At 65.1% G+C, this 13605-nt stretch carries 13 protein-coding genes; 8 read left to right on the top strand and 5 right to left on the bottom strand.

Going from position 1 to position 13605, the window contains the following annotated elements:
• Window positions 1-102: 102 nt before the first annotated feature.
• Both AB0M74_RS08095 and pruA read right to left on the bottom strand, forming a co-directional pair.
• Window positions 103-1077, bottom strand: coding sequence for a proline dehydrogenase family protein (locus AB0M74_RS08095; protein WP_364903159.1), 975 nt, complete (start codon window positions 1075-1077; stop codon window positions 103-105).
• Entirely contained in the window at window positions 1077-2729 is a 1653-nt protein-coding gene (gene pruA, locus AB0M74_RS08100) for an L-glutamate gamma-semialdehyde dehydrogenase (protein ID WP_364903162.1), read from the bottom strand. The genes AB0M74_RS08095 and pruA overlap by 1 nt, the downstream gene beginning before the upstream one ends.
• Window positions 2730-2899: 170 nt before the next feature.
• Between pruA and AB0M74_RS08105 the strand changes: the two genes are divergently transcribed.
• The 3 genes from AB0M74_RS08105 (at window position 2900) to AB0M74_RS08115 (ending at window position 6324) form a co-directional block, all read left to right on the top strand.
• A complete protein-coding gene (locus AB0M74_RS08105) occupies window positions 2900-4558 on the top strand; it encodes a helix-turn-helix domain-containing protein (protein WP_364903165.1) in 1659 nt (552 codons plus the stop codon).
• A gap of 231 nt (window positions 4559-4789) precedes the next feature.
• Window positions 4790-5623: a SigB/SigF/SigG family RNA polymerase sigma factor gene (locus AB0M74_RS08110; RefSeq protein ID WP_364903167.1), complete on the top strand. Its 834-nt coding sequence runs from the start codon at window positions 4790-4792 to the stop codon at window positions 5621-5623.
• A 29-nt stretch (window positions 5624-5652) separates the two neighbouring features.
• The gene (locus AB0M74_RS08115) at window positions 5653-6324 is read left to right on the top strand and encodes a S1 family peptidase (RefSeq protein WP_364903170.1); all 672 of its coding nucleotides are present in this window, start codon (window positions 5653-5655) and stop codon (window positions 6322-6324) included.
• On the opposite strand, the gene AB0M74_RS08120 is transcribed toward AB0M74_RS08115, so the two are convergent.
• The gene (locus AB0M74_RS08120; RefSeq protein ID WP_364903173.1) at window positions 6311-7441 is read right to left on the bottom strand and encodes a glutamate--cysteine ligase; all 1131 of its coding nucleotides are present in this window, start codon (window positions 7439-7441) and stop codon (window positions 6311-6313) included. The genes AB0M74_RS08115 and AB0M74_RS08120 overlap by 14 nt on opposite strands.
• Before the next feature lie 627 nt (window positions 7442-8068).
• Here AB0M74_RS08120 and AB0M74_RS08125 point away from each other — a divergent pair.
• Both AB0M74_RS08125 and AB0M74_RS08130 read left to right on the top strand, forming a co-directional pair.
• Entirely contained in the window at window positions 8069-8791 is a 723-nt protein-coding gene (locus tag AB0M74_RS08125) for a hypothetical protein (RefSeq protein WP_364903176.1), read from the top strand.
• Window positions 8792-8922: 131 nt separating this feature from the next.
• Window positions 8923-9228: a hypothetical protein gene (locus AB0M74_RS08130; RefSeq protein WP_364903179.1), complete on the top strand. Its 306-nt coding sequence runs from the start codon at window positions 8923-8925 to the stop codon at window positions 9226-9228.
• Between the two features lie 348 nt (window positions 9229-9576).
• On the opposite strand, the gene AB0M74_RS08135 is transcribed toward AB0M74_RS08130, so the two are convergent.
• A complete protein-coding gene (locus AB0M74_RS08135) occupies window positions 9577-10506 on the bottom strand; it encodes a TetR/AcrR family transcriptional regulator C-terminal domain-containing protein (protein WP_364903182.1) in 930 nt (309 codons plus the stop codon).
• A 116-nt stretch (window positions 10507-10622) separates the two neighbouring features.
• Between AB0M74_RS08135 and AB0M74_RS08140 the strand changes: the two genes are divergently transcribed.
• The 3 genes from AB0M74_RS08140 to AB0M74_RS08150 all read left to right on the top strand — a co-directional run bounded on the left by AB0M74_RS08140 (window position 10623) and on the right by AB0M74_RS08150 (window position 12544).
• Window positions 10623-11765, top strand: a complete 1143-nt coding sequence (locus AB0M74_RS08140) for an FAD-dependent monooxygenase (protein ID WP_364903185.1) — start codon at window positions 10623-10625, stop codon at window positions 11763-11765.
• 139 nt (window positions 11766-11904) lie between these two features.
• The gene (locus AB0M74_RS08145) at window positions 11905-12237 is read left to right on the top strand and encodes a hypothetical protein (RefSeq protein ID WP_364903188.1); all 333 of its coding nucleotides are present in this window, start codon (window positions 11905-11907) and stop codon (window positions 12235-12237) included.
• Between the two features lie 46 nt (window positions 12238-12283).
• Window positions 12284-12544 carry a glutaredoxin domain-containing protein gene (locus tag AB0M74_RS08150; RefSeq protein WP_364903191.1) on the top strand — a complete coding sequence of 87 codons (261 nt, stop codon included), beginning with the start codon at window positions 12284-12286 and terminating at the stop codon, window positions 12542-12544.
• A 210-nt stretch (window positions 12545-12754) separates the two neighbouring features.
• Here the strand turns inward: AB0M74_RS08150 and AB0M74_RS08155 are convergent, their stop codons facing one another.
• Entirely contained in the window at window positions 12755-13537 is a 783-nt protein-coding gene (locus AB0M74_RS08155) for an IclR family transcriptional regulator (protein ID WP_364903194.1), read from the bottom strand.
• Between the last annotated feature and the right edge of the window lie 68 nt (window positions 13538-13605).

The following is a 13605-nucleotide window of genomic DNA, read 5'->3' on the forward strand; positions in this document are numbered from 1 at the left end:
CTAGCTAATACGACCACAGCTGCGGTGTGATCGGCGAGTTGGATAAATAACGTTCAGGTGCCTTTGTCCGATCGGACTACAGCCCGTGCCCTGGTGCGGCGCTCAGCGCTGACTCCCCGGAACGAGCGAGCGCAGGAAGAAAGCCAGGTTGGCCGGACGTTCGGCCAACCGACGCATGAAATAGCCGTACCACTGGTCGCCATAGGGCAGGTAGACCCGCAGGTGATGCTTCGCTTCGACCAAACGCCGTTGCTCGGCGTCCCGGATGCCGTAGAGCATCTGGAACTCGAACTCGTCGGCCTTGCGATCCACTTCGGTCGCGAAGCGCTGCGCGGCGTCGATGATCGCCGGGTCGTGGGTGGCGACCATCGGGTAGCCGTCGCCGTTCATGAGGATGCGCAGGCAGCGCAAGTAGGCCTCGTCGACGTCGGTCTTGCGTTGGTAGGCGACCGAGGAGGGCTCCTTATAGGCGCCCTTGCACAGGCGAATTCGCGAACCGTGACCCGCCATGTCCTGGCAGTCGGATTCGGTGCGGTGCAGGTAGGCCTGGAGCACGGTGCCCAGCGCGGGAAAGTCCGCGCGCAGCTCCCGCACGATGGACAACGTGGAATCGGTGGTGGTGTGATCCTCGGCGTCGATGGTGACCCACACGCCGGCCGCGGCTGCGGCCGCGCAGATCTGGTAGGCGTGATCCCGCGCGATCCTGTGTCCGTCACCGGGCAGAGACTGCCCGAGTGCCGAGAGCTTGAGTGACACTTCCAGCGGTCCGACGATGGATCCGGTGTTGTCGATCAGCTCGCGCAACCGGGCGAGCTGCAACAACAGCTCCAAATAGTGCGACACCGTATCGATTGCCTGGTCGAGCTCGGTGGTGTCCTCGCCGAGATAGTCGATGGTGATGTACCTGCCGGAGCCGAGCAGGGCCGCGGCGCTGGCGATCGCCTCGTCCTCGGATCGGCCCGCGACGAACCGGTCGACGAGTTTCCTGGTCGCGGGCATCCGCGAGACGGTGCGCTCGATGCGTGGTGAGCGCGAGGCGGCCAGCATAGCGGGCCGCAACAGTCCGGAGTTTGCCATCACTCGACCCCCGATTCGGTTGCCTGGTGCGGGTACCGGTGATCGGTCGGCGGGACGAAGGTCTCCTTGAGGGTGCGGGCGGAGGTCCAGCGCAGCAGATTCTGAGCCGAGCCTGCCTTGTCGTTGGTTCCGGACGCGCGACCGCCGCCGAAAGGCTGCTGACCGACGACCGCGCCGGTGGGCTTGTCGTTGATGTAGAAGTTGCCCGCCGCGAAACGCAGACTGTCGGTCGCCTTGGCGACGGCATTGCGGTCCTCGGCGATGATGGAGCCGGTCAGACCGTAGGTCGAGCCTTGATCGACGAGATCGAGGGCGGCGTCGAAGGAACCGGCGACGGCATCGTCGTAGACGTGGACGGCAAGGATCGGACCGAAATACTCGGTGCTGAACGCCTCGTCGGCGGGGTCGTCGCCGAGCAGTACGGTGGGGTCGACGAAGTAGCCGACACTGTCGTCGGTGTGGCCGCCCGCGGCGATCGTCAGGCTCGGCGTCGCTTTGGCGCGGGCGATCGCGTCGGCATTGCGGTCGAAGGCGCGCTTGTCGATCACGGCGCCACCGAAATTGCCGAAGTCGGTGACGTCGCCGTAGGTCAGACCGGAGACCTTGTCGATGAGATCGCCCGCCATCTTCGTCCACACCGATTTCGGGACGAAGGCACGCGAGGCGGCCGAGCACTTCTGACCCTGGTAGTCGAAGGCGCCGCGGATCAGGGCCGTGGTCAGCACCGCGGGGTCGGCGGAGCTGTGCGCGAGCACGAAATCCTTGCCGCCTGTTTCGCCGACCAGTCGCGGGTAGGTGCGGTAGTCGGCGATATTGTTCGCGACCGCACGCCACAAATGCTGGAAGGTCTTGGTGGAGCCGGTGAAATGGATGCCTGCGAGCCTGCGGTCGGTCAGCACCACATCCGACACCTCGGGGCCTGCGCCGTGCACCAGGTTGATCACTCCTGGCGGCAGGCCAGCGGCCTCCAGCAGCTTCATCGTCCAGTAGGCGGCGACCGCCTGCGTCGGCGCGGGCTTCCACACCACGGTGTTGCCCATCAGTGCGGGCGCGGTCGGCAGGTTTGCGGCGATCGCGGTGAAGTTGAACGGGGTGATCGCGTAGACGAACCCCTCCAGTGAGCGGTATTCGAGGCGATTCCATACCCCGGCGGTCGAGATCGGCTGCTCGGCCAGGATCTGTCGTGCGAAGTGCACATTGAAGCGCCAGAAGTCGACCAGCTCACAGGGCGCGTCGATCTCGGCCTGGTAGGCGGTTTTCGACTGCCCGAGCATGGTCGCGGCGGCAATTGTCTCGCGCCACGGCCCCGACAACAGGTCCGCCGCGCGCAGGAACACCGAGGCGCGATCCTCGAACGACAACGCACGCCACCCGGGCGCCGCAGCGGTGGCCGCTTCGACCGCGTCCCTGGCGTCGTCCGGTCCCGCCGTGGTGAGCGTGCCGAGCACGGCGGCGTGCCGATGCGGCTGCACGACGTCGATGGTCGGACCGGGGGTGCGCCGGTGTACTCCGCCGATGACATGGTGGATCTCGGTCGGTGTTGTCTGCAGTTCGGCCAGTTTCGCCTGCAACCGCGCACGTTCCGCGCTGCCGGGGGCGAAGGTCCCGACCGGTTCGTTGACCGGTTGCGGGGTGGTGGCAATGGTGTCCATGAATCCTCCTGGGGTGTATGGAGTTTCGAAAAGTCGTGGACGACGACGATTGATCGGTAGTCAACACCGGAAGACGGCAGGAAGGATGAGCCAGTCGAACAAAGATAGCCGTACGACATTGTCCAGCTGGCTAAAGTGATGTACTGGATTGCGGAAGTGAGGTGGCGGTAGTGGCAACAAGTGCGCAGACTGAGGCAAGCACACTGCGTGAGCTGCTCGACGCCCTGGACACCGCAGTGGTAGAGCTCTTGGACGCTCCCGCAGGCGATACGGTCGCGATACGGTCGGTGGCGTTGGTCGACAGTTCCGACCTGATTGTGGAGACCGACTCGGGCTTACCGATGCAGGATATGTACCTGCATGTCGGCATCGCCGAAGCCGAGGCCGTGCAGTGGTTGCGCGCCGTGGGCAGATGCCCCGTCGCGAATCGGCCGCGTGCGGTACTTTCGAAGATCGCGCACGAGTCCGACGCCGTTCGGTCGGCGGCACACCGCGCCGGTGTCGCGCTGGTGGCTGTGCATCAGCAGGCGCGCTGGGATCAGGTCTTTCCGCTGGTTCGCCGAATGCTCGAACGTGCGCGCGGACAGCGCTCGACCACCGAGGCGCACGATCGCCTCGCCACCGACACCGATCTGTTCGGCCTTGCCCAGATCGTCGCTCAGAACGCGGGCGGCATGGTGTCCATCGAGGACCCGCACTCGAATGTGCTCGCCTATTCCGCCTCCAACGAGGCCGCCGACCAGTTGCGAATCCTGTCCATTCTCGGCCGCGAAGGACCGCGCGACTACCTGCGCATTCTGCAGAAGTGGGGGGTGTTCGACCAGTTGCGCCAGACCGACGAGGTCATCGATCTGCCCGCGCACCAAGAACTGGACATCAAACACCGACTGGTGGTCAGTATTCGGCGTCCCTCGGACGGAACCGCCGGTACACCAAGGGTTCTCGGCACGATCTGGCTCCAACAGGGTGACAAGCCTTTCAAGCCGGACGCCGCGGAGGTGCTGCGCGGCGCATCGGCGATCGCCGCTCGCATCATCTCCCGCAGTCTCGACGCACCGTCCACCGAAACATTGCTGATACAAAGGCTTTTCGGTGCCCGAGGCAGCGGAGTCGACGTCCCCTCGGTGGCGAGCGCACTGAACATCCCGGTGACCGGTCCTGCCGCGGTGGTCGGATTCGCGCTCAACGACAGCGCTCAGGCATCGACGGAATCCGCATCCGTGGCCAACGCACTGCGCTTGCACGCCAGCTCATTTCGCCGCGACTCGCTCACCGCGGTACTCGGCGAACGGGTCTATGTGTTGCTGCCGCACTATCAGTCGGTGCGCGCGGTGAACGCCTGGACGCGCCAACTGGTCGCGCAGTTCGAAACGAAGCGGTCGCTGGTGCTGCGGGCGGCCATCGCCATCCCCGTTGCCGATCTCACCCATGTGGCGAGCGCGCGAACCGAGGTCGATCGGGTCCTCGACAGCACGGCAACCACCTTCCCCAAGGGCCGGGTGACGACGCTGGCCGAGTCCCGCACCGCAGTCCTGCTCGCCGAAATCCTGGACCTGGTCGATGCGCGACCCGACCTGCACGACCCCCGCCTGCAAGCGCTGTTCGACTACGACCGCAAGCACGCCGCGAACCTGCAGGAAAGCGTCGAAACCTATCTACGCGAGCACGGGGACGTGCGCAACGCGGCCACAGCGCTCCAGGTACACCCGAATACGCTGCGTTATCGCATCCGCCGAGTCGAAGACATCGTCGGCGTCGACCTCTCCGACCCGGCCGACCGCCTGCTGCTCGAACTGCAGCTGGCGCTGCCGCGCCGCACCGGCGTCTGACTGGCAGACATCAGCTCGCTGGGTCCCTCCGGACTGCGATAGCGATCAGCTATTTCCGAGTGGGCGCGGGTGGTTTCCGGCCGGATCCGCTCCAATTTGCTGCGGTATCGGCGCAGGTCCGGTGCGGATTCCTGACCATTCGGCGACCCAGGTGGTGCTCGCCTCCTTTTGATTCGCGGGTGAACGGGTACCCAACAGGAATCGAATTCCGATGGGAACGAGGTAGACCGGATGGACGAGTCGACCACCGAACAGACCGAATCGCGGCTCCGCGCCCGCCGCGGTGACAGCTACGACGATATCGAGCCCTGGCTCGAGAAGTTGGCGGCGCTCGATGCCACCGACCCACACCACACCGCGCTGCGCAACCACATCATCGACCTCGCCCTGCCGTTGGCCGAGCACATCGCCCGCAAATTTTCCGGCCGCGGCGAATCCTTCGATGACCTGCTGCAGATCGCACGACTCGGGTTGGTGCAATCGGTGGACCGTTTCGATGTGTCCCGCGGCAGCTCGTTTCTCGGGTTCGCGGTGCCGACCATCATGGGCGAGGTCCGCAGGCACTTCCGTGACCGCACCTGGTCGGTGCGGGTGCCGCGTCGGCTGAAGGAGATCCAGCTGAAGATCGGTCCGGTGACCGAAACGCTGTCGCACCGCCTCGGCCGCATGCCGAGCGCCCGCGAGATCGCCCGGGAACTCGATCTGGAGCTGGTGGAGGTCACCCAGGCGCTGGTCGCGCGCAACGGCTACCGGGCGAACTCGCTCGACGCGATGACCGCCGCCGAGGGCGAGGGCTCCGCGCTGTCCCTTGCCGACACCTTGGGTGCCGAAGAGTCTTGTTACGGCCTGATGGAGGACGCGATGGCGGTGCGTCCGCTGATAGCCGCGCTTCCAGAGCGGGAACGGCTGATACTGATCATGCGGTACTTCGAGTCGAAGACTCAGCAACAGATCGCCGATTCCCTCGGAGTCTCGCAGATGCAGGTGTCGCGGATTCTGGCCAGGACATTGACCAAACTTCGTGCGCAGGTCTCGTATGATGAACACTTTTCACATGCAGCGTGAGGCGAACGAACTTCCCATTCTGGAGGGACATGTTCACATTGATCAAGGCGGCCAACGCGGGTTTCGCCTTCGTTTCGGTCGCGGCCCTGGTCGGGACCGGTAGTGGCGCCGCCATCGCCGCACCCGCCGCTCCCGCTGTCGGCGGCGGTTCCGGCATCATCATCGATAGTCGGTTTCAGTGCACCGTGACCACCGTCGGTCGCGACGCTGCGGGCAGATTGGTCGGGTTCACCGCTGGGCATTGCGGGGAACCTGGTTCCCAGGTGGTCGCCGAGGCGAACCCCAACTACGGCGTGGTCGGCCGGTTCGTTCATTCCGATCGTGACCTGGATTACGGCATCATCCAGTTCGACCCGGGCCGGATCACCCCCGTCAACCAGGTCGGGTCCGTCACCATCACCGATATAGGTGCTCCGGCGCAGTTCCCGATGGTGGTGTGCAAGAAGGGTCGCACCACCGGCAACACCTGCGGTGTCGCCTGGGGCGATGTCTTCGGGACCAAGAGCGAGACCTGGACCCAGATGTGCGTGCTGGAGGGTGACTCCGGCGCACCGGTCGTCGTCGGCTCGACACTGGTCGGGATGGTCAACGCCTACCTGGCCCTCGGCTGCTTCGGCCCGGAGGTGGGCACCACCATGAGCGTGATCATGAACGACATCAATCGGCGCGGGGACGTCGGCGCCGGGTTCATGCCCATCTGATCCGCGGCTTGCGGTCCTGGCATCCCTGCAGGGTCGCCGCGGTCAACTCGGCGATGACGTCGTCGACGTCGCCCCGTTCACGAAAAGCATTGATCTGGCGTATCGCGCCGTTGCCGCGGGCGAGGACAGCGGTGATCGAGTCGGCGACGAGCGTGCGATCACCCAGCTCCTCCAGCGCGGGTTCGACGTGCTCGACGAGCTTGGCCAGCTGCTCGACCGCCGGGCGGACGCGACCGTCCACCGGGTCGACGCTGTCGCCGTCGATGCCGCTGCGCGCGGCCTTCCAGTACGCCGCGCGCAGCACCTCGGCTGTCACCGGGGGAGCATTCCGCCCCTGGGCCAAGGACTTTCGTGCCATGAGAACGGTGGCCCTGACCAAGGTCGCGAGCAGCGCGGTCTCCTCGACTGTGGCGGGCACGTCGCTGACGCGGATCTCGACGGTCGGAAACGACATCGATGGGCGGACATCCCAATAGACCATCTTCTCGTCGAAGATGCTGCCGCTGGAGAGCATCATCGCCACCATGGCGTCGTAGTCGCGCACCGATCCGAAATAGGGCGGCGGTCCCGCACTCGGCCAGCGTCGCCACAGGATGCTGCGCCAGCTGGCATAACCGGTGTCGGTCCCACGGTAGATCGCGGAATTCGCGGTGAGTGCGAGGAACAGCGGCAACCACGGCCGTAGGAAATTGCTGACCTGTAGGGCGACCTCGCGGTTCGGAACCCCGACGTGTACATGGCACCCGCACAACCCCTGCTCGTGGGCGAGCATGCCGAAGTCCACCGACATCCGCCGATAGCGGGGCGTGTCGGTGATCGGAAATTGCCGCGGTATCGTCGGCGGAATCGCGACCGCGAGCAGTCGGGCATCGTTCTTCTCGGCGCACGAAGCCGTGCCTCTGCGCAGGTCACGCAGCTCATCGCGCAGCTCGGTCGCACTGGTGTGCACAGTGGTGCTCGTCTCCACCTGACAGCGGGTGAGTTCGAGCTGCAGGTCGAAACCGAGCTCTGCCGCCGTCTGCGCTACCTCCACGTTCTTCGGAACGGGCGCACCGGTGCGCGGATCCGCAAGGAGAAACTCCTCCTCGACACCGAAGGTTGCCGAGTCTGCGTCCATAACCGCAGGTTACCCCTGCCGGCAGGGCCAACGTTTCCATTGTCGGGTGGCGAATTCATTCAGCCGCAGGCGCGTGCTGCCGGACGCGCTCACCAGGATGCCCGGGCGACCTCCCGATATCGCGGTGTGGTGTTGTGGGAGAAGCGGCCGCAGCCGCAGGGCTGCCGCGCGAGTGCCGCCATTGTCGTATCGGCACCGTCGCAGGCCAGATCTCCGTCACCGCCCTGTTCGTCTCGGTGCGGCGATCCAGTAACTCATCACGATCAATAAACCTTTCCCGGTGTAAGTGATCTGACCTGGAAGAACAGGTGAATTGGCGGATCTGATCAGCGCTTCTGGTCGTTGTGTGGTCTTGACCACAGATGTGGGCCTCCAGTGCTCGAGGCATGGCATCCCATATTGGGCCGCTGGTCGTCCGAAGTATGGGATCGGGTGGCAAGCCCATCGGCTCGGCAGCGCATATTAACCCACGTCACAGTACGGAAAACCTTGTGCTTCAAGTACTTCCGTCACGGGCTGCGTGGCATCGCGTCATGGGCGGGAGTTCCCATGGCTGGCTAGCGGACGATGTTGCCGATGTGGCTCGGGTTACGCTGAACCGTGATTTTCACGTGCTCCACGTTCCTCGTGAAACAGGGCAAACTCAGCCAGCTGTGCATCGCGTTGTGGTCGATTCTGGCGCAACATTGTCCCGATGATTTGAGGAATGTCACCGAGATCCTCGTCATCAACGAATTCGGGCCGGGGGACCCGTGCGACTATCGGCAGACCATTGAGGCGATCCATCCCTCGATAGAGTTCATTCAGAAGGGTCCTGATGCTGCCGGTCAGGCCCGCACGCTCAACATGATTCTCGGGCGCATAAATAGCCACGATTACTGGATGCACTGGGAAGAATCCTGGCAATGCACTCGGCCATTCATCGCCGAAGCCATCGATGTCATGCGCTCAACAAACCTGACACAAGTTCAGGTCACCCCGGACTGGTTGGACATCGGTCTTGATCGAATCGTGCATTCCGAAACCGCCACCGGAACACGCTACGCGCAGATCTTGCCGCACCCCCGGACCGCAGCGCTGGTGCGTGGCGCGTCCACTGAGGACTTCGACAGACTCGTGGGCGAAGCCGGTATGGGAGCCGTGTGGCCATTGTTTTCACTGCGACCCGGAATCAATCGTGTTGCGTTTTACCGCGAACTCCCGCCATTCGACGAGGACCCGCGATATTGGCCGGTTCGTTTCGAGTGGAAGTACGGGGTGCACTGGCTCGAACGGGGCGCGACCAAGGCCGTTCTCGTTCCGTACGCGGCCCAGCGGCAGCCGCACCACGTGTCGACCTACAGGCAATGACCTTGTTGCCCAGCCTTGCGGAGTAGCAGTGGCAGATGGGTCTTTCGCGTCCCGCGAGCTCCGACTCACGAGGCGCCGTCTCTTTGCGGGGCAGTTGGGTGACGTGCCGCTTCACGAGGGCAGGGGGCGGAATGAAGCCTTTGGTAAGCAGCAAGCAACTTCCAGCGGAAGTCGCAGGCTCGCTCGTGTACGGCGCGCCCTATGAGACGGCCGAGGGGGCCACGGTCATTACTGTCGCCCGCATAGGCGGCATACTGCGGCCGACCGCAAGACCGGTCGGAGTGTTCGCCATTCACGACCGCAAGACCTCATGGACACCGGCCGTCGACGGCACCCGGATAGCCATGCTCGGTGAGTTGATTGGCTTGCTGCTCCGCCGTCCACCGTGGCCGGACCCGTCGCGCGGCGCGTTGCGTGACAGGCGGCGACGAGAGTAGCGGCGTGGTTACGCAATAGGACTGCAGCGTTGGTGCGGGACTGAGCGCATTCGGCTCGGCGGCCCGATGCCTCGGTCGCGAGCCGGCATGCGGTTCGAGTCGGTCGCGATGATGGTGTTGCCGCTCGAGAACCCGAGGACAGCAACGGAACTGACGATTCTGCGCTCGGGCGAGGCCACCGCCTGATGGGTGGTTCGGACGTAGTCGGTCGCTCTACTGATCGGCGCCCGCCGCGCCCCCGCGGTGGCAGGCCGCGCGCGCGAGGTCAACCCAACGAGGTGAGGTCGTGTGACGGGATCCGTAGATCGCATGACCTTCCTGGGTTGGTGGCGGTAAGCGAGATTTGCGTCAGTGGTGTGGATCCACGAACCTCGCGAACCCGTCCAGCAGGCGCTGCAGGCCGAACTCGAAGAGCGTGTCGATGTCGAACTGGAAGTCGTTGCGCTCGTTGAGACTTGCCAGGGTGGGGAATTGCCCGCTCTGTAGCAGGTGTTCGAGTTCTGATTCTTTCGCGTCCCAAGGCTCGATCGGCGCACCGTCCCGACGTGCGGCGGACTCCACCTCGAGATTGACCGCGATGCCTCGCACGTAGCTGTACAGCGAGACGTGAGCGTAGAGCACCGCGTCCGGGTCGAGACCGAGGTCGTCCAACGATCGGACGGCCCACTCGGTGTGTCGCAAGAGCTTTCGGGTCGGCACCGGATTGCTCACCCACGATGCGGTGACGACCCAGGGATGACGGTGGTACATCGCCCACTGCAGATGGGCGAGCACTTCGAGTCGCGCGCGCCAACCCGTGGGCGGTGGGTGGGGGAACTCGGCTTCGCCGAATGCCTCGTCGGCCATCAGTAGTACCAGGCGATCCTTGCTGCCCACATAGCGGTACAGCGACATGGTCGGCACGCCGAGATCGGTTGCGATGCGGCGCATCGAGAGTCCGGTAAGTCCTTCGGTGTCGGCGATGGCCATTCCGGCCCGCACCACGAGTTGCTCGGTGAGCTCGGTGTCCGCTGTTTTCTCCTGCTGCGGCGCGGCCTGTGGTGCATCCACCACGGTGCCGACTCCGGGCACCACCCGGACCGCGCCCTCTTGGCGCAGCGTGGCGAGAACCTTGGTGGCGGTGGCGATGGCGACGCCCCACTCTCTGGTGATCTGCCGAGCCGAGGGCACTCGATCGCCCGTCCGCAGTTCGCCCGAGGTGATCCGGTCCTGGATCTCTGCGGCGATACGCCGGTAGGGCGGGATGGCATCGGTGCCGCCAGGTGTACTAGTACGCATGATTGTCATAGTAGCGGATCTCGCTGCAAGTTTCCGGGTAGTACTGTATGTACAACGTACATGGTGTCATGTACGTTGTATCCAGTAACACGGAAACGCACAGAAACGAGAACGTGATGACGAGCCCGAACATCCTCATTTCCGGAGCCGGTGTAGCCGGTCCAGCGCTGGCATACTGGCTGCGCCGCTACGGTTTTGCGCCGACGGTGGTCGAGCGGGCGCCGGAACCACGCGCCGGTGGGTACGCCGTGGACTTCCGCGGCGAGGCCATGGCCGTCCTGGAACGCATGGGCATCCTCGACGAGGTGCGCGAGTACAGCACCGACATTCGCGACAGTGAAGTGGTCGATGGTGCAGGCAAGCATTTGGTGACCATGCCTTCGGCGATTTTCGCGGGCGATCTCGAAGTGCTCAAGAGCGATCTGACCGACATCCTCTACGGGCTCACCATGCACGGAACCGAATACATTTTCGACAACTCGATCACCGCACTTGCCGAGGACGAGGCGGGGGTGCTGGTGAGCTTCGAAAGCGGCCCGGCGCGACGATTCGACCTGGTTGTCGGTGCAGATGGGCTGTACTCCAAGGTCAGGGCCCTCGCGTTCGGCGAACATTCGCAGTTCATCCGCCACCTCGGGGTCTACAACGCCATCATCTCCACCGACAACTTCCTCGACCTCGACCACGAGGGCCGGGCCTGCCAACTCGGTAATGGGAAGTCGGTGAATGTCTTCAGCGTCAGGAACAACGCTGAGGCGCGGGCCTCGTTCTACTTCGGTTCGGAGCCTTTGGACTACAACCGGCACGACATCGACGAACAGAAGCGGATCATTACCGAGCGTTTCGCAGGTGACGGTTGGGAGGTGCCCCGGTTGCTCGAGGATCTGGCCACCGCCACCGACCTCTACTTCACCCCCATCAGTCAGGTGCAGATGCACAGCTGGTCGACCGGCCGGATCGTACTGCTCGGCGACGCCTGCGCGTGCGCCTCGCCGATGTCGGGTCGCGGCACCTCGCAGGCCTTGATCGGCGCCTATGTGCTCGCAGGCGAACTCGCTTCGGCCGCAGGCGATTACACCCACGCCTTTGCGGCATACGAGCGGGAGCTGCGCGATTACGTGAAGATCAATCAGGACGGTGCGCACGAGGTGGTCGGCATGCTCTTCGCGGAGCCGCCGCCGCAGGAAGTGTTCGACGCGATGGCGGCGAACCCGCCGGAGGACGAACCGGATGCCCTCACCCTGAAGACGTATCGGTGATTACGGCCGCGAACCCGCCCTGCCCTCGCGGGTCGGGCGCGAGGCGGCCGTGGGGTTCGTCGTGTACTACGCTTTTCGAGTCGCCGTCTCTGCGTAGGGACAGTTGGGTGACATGCGGCATCACGAGGGCAGGGGCGGAATGAAGCCTGGGGTACGCAGCAAGCAACTTCCGGCGGAAATCGCAGGCTCGCTCGTGTACGGCGCGCCCTATGAGACCGCGGAAGGGGCCACGGTCATCACCGTCACCCGCATCGGCGGCATGCTGCGGCCGACCGCGAGACCGGTCGGAGTGTTCGCCATTCACGACGGAAAGACCTCATGGACACCGGCCGTCGACGGCACGCGGATAGCCATGCTCGGAGAGTTGATCGGCCTGCTGTCGGCGGTGATCGCCACTCTCGCGGTGCTCCGCCGTCCACCGTGGCCGGACCTGTCGCGCGGCGCGTTGCGTGACAGGCGGCGACGAGAGTAGTGGCGTGGTTGCGCCATAGACTCCCGACTCCGAGAAGGATGGTGCTGTGTCCCCACACCCCGCTTCAGGCCACCCCATCGACATCTATTGGCGACGGTGGTGCCCTTACTGTCGGCGCCTCGGCATCGGCCTGCGGCTGGCAGGCATCCCGTTCCGCAAGGTCGACGTCAACCGCGATCCGGAAGCCGCGGCCACCCTGCGCACCCTCACCGGTGGCGACGAAGTCACTCCGACCACGGTTGTCAACGGCAACGTCCTGATCAACCCCGATGTCGCGGCGATTCGCGCAGCGTTGGCGCAGGACTGAGCGTCGGGCACTCGGCTGGGCGGCCCGATGTGTCGGTCGCGAGCCGGCATGCGGTCCGAACGGGTCACCATGTTTCGGTATTGCCTGCTCGGAAACCCTAGGACAGCAACGGAACTGGTGATTCTGCGCTCGGGCGAGGCCACCGCCTGATGGGTGGTTCGGACGTAGTCGGTCGCTGATCCGCGCTCCGGCCCCGAGCGCAGGCGCCGCCTACTCGACCCGCCCACCGACGCGGCGGGTGAGATTGTCTGCGGTATGGCGGACTCGGGTGGCGAGTAGGGACCAGTCGGCGTCGCAAGGCTCTCGCGTGCAGTGATGACGCAGGGTCACGCTGATGGCGGCGATCGGGCGGTGGTCGTGGTCGAAGACGGCGTAGGCGACGGAGGCGAAACCGACGGTCACGTGCCCGTCCTCGCTGGCCCAGCCGCGGCGGCGTTCCGCGGCGAGGGTGGTGCGCAGCTGCGCGAGGGAGGCCGGTCCGCGGTCGGTGCGGCGCACGAATGTCGCGGCAGCGGGGAACAGGGCTCGGACGTGTGTGGCGGGCAGGTGTGCCAAAATTGCTCGCCCGGAGGCCGTCAGGTGGGCGGGCAACCGCACACCTACGTCGGTCACCAGGGTTTCCGGGCGGGCCGGTCGCTCCTTGATCAGATACAGCAGTTCGTTGCCGTGTAGCACGCCCAGATGCGCGTTGTGCCCGACGTCTTCGACCAGTTCGCGCAGCAACGGCCGCGCGAGTCGTTCGAGGGGGTCGTGGCGGAGATACGCCGACCCGAGCTCGAATGCCGCGATGCCGAGGCCGTAGCGGCGTTCGGCGGGCAACCGGGTGACGAATCGCGTCTGCTCGAGTTCCGCGAGCAGGTGGTAGGTGGTGGAGCGGGGCAGGTCGAGCTCGCGGGCGATGGTAGAGGCGGACACCGGCCCGGCACGGCCGGCCATCAGTTGCAGGATCGCCAATCCACGCCGCAATGCCGGGATATCGCTACTCGGACCCATGCCCACTTCCTCGGGTTGTCTCGGATTTCAGACAAAACCTGGCCGCGCCTCATTCTCCACCGGCGCCG

Origin of the sequence: Nocardia sp. NPDC051463, assembly GCF_040681975.1 — a bacterium.
GTDB lineage: Bacteria > Actinomycetota > Actinomycetes > Mycobacteriales > Mycobacteriaceae > Nocardia.